Below are 461 nucleotides of genomic sequence, written 5' to 3' on the forward strand. Positions count from 1 at the left end.
GCCTGATAAGCGTGAGGTCGATGGTTCGAGTCCATTTAGGCCCACCATATATATAGAAGCTTTTACTAACAAAAGTTTCTGACAGTACTTATTAATAAGTACACTTAATAGAGTCTAGTGATAATGGCAAAGAGGTCACACCCGTTCCCATACCGAACACGGAAGTTAAGCTCTTTAGCGCCGATGGTAGTTGGGGGCTTCCCCCTGTGAGAGTAGGACGTTGCTAGGCAAAAAAAAGCACGAGTGATCGATGCTTTTTTTATTGATAATCTGGAGAGGTAGCGAAGTGGCTAAACGCGGCGGACTGTAAATCCGCTCCTTCGGGTTCGGCGGTTCGAATCCGTCCCTCTCCACCATTTTTATCAACAAATAAAAAACATGGCGATTGTGGCGAAGTGGTTAACGCATCGGATTGTGGTTCCGACATTCGTGGGTTCGATTCCCATCAGTCGCCCCATACT

2 tRNA genes and 1 rRNA gene are annotated in these 461 nt (G+C 46.4%); all 3 read left to right on the forward strand.

What is annotated here, in order from left to right:
• Positions 1 to 113 precede the first annotated feature (113 nt).
• Positions 114 to 229: ribosomal RNA gene (gene rrf / locus CD29_RS19375) — 5S ribosomal RNA — on the forward strand.
• Between the two features lie 43 nt (positions 230 to 272).
• A tRNA-Tyr gene (locus CD29_RS19380) sits at positions 273 to 356 on the forward strand.
• A gap of 25 nt (positions 357 to 381) precedes the next feature.
• Positions 382 to 457, forward strand: a tRNA-His gene (locus tag CD29_RS19385).
• The last annotated feature ends 4 nt before the right edge of the window (positions 458 to 461 follow it).

The organism is Ureibacillus manganicus DSM 26584 (assembly GCF_000772945.1).
Lineage (GTDB): Bacteria > Bacillota > Bacilli > Bacillales_A > Planococcaceae > Ureibacillus > Ureibacillus manganicus.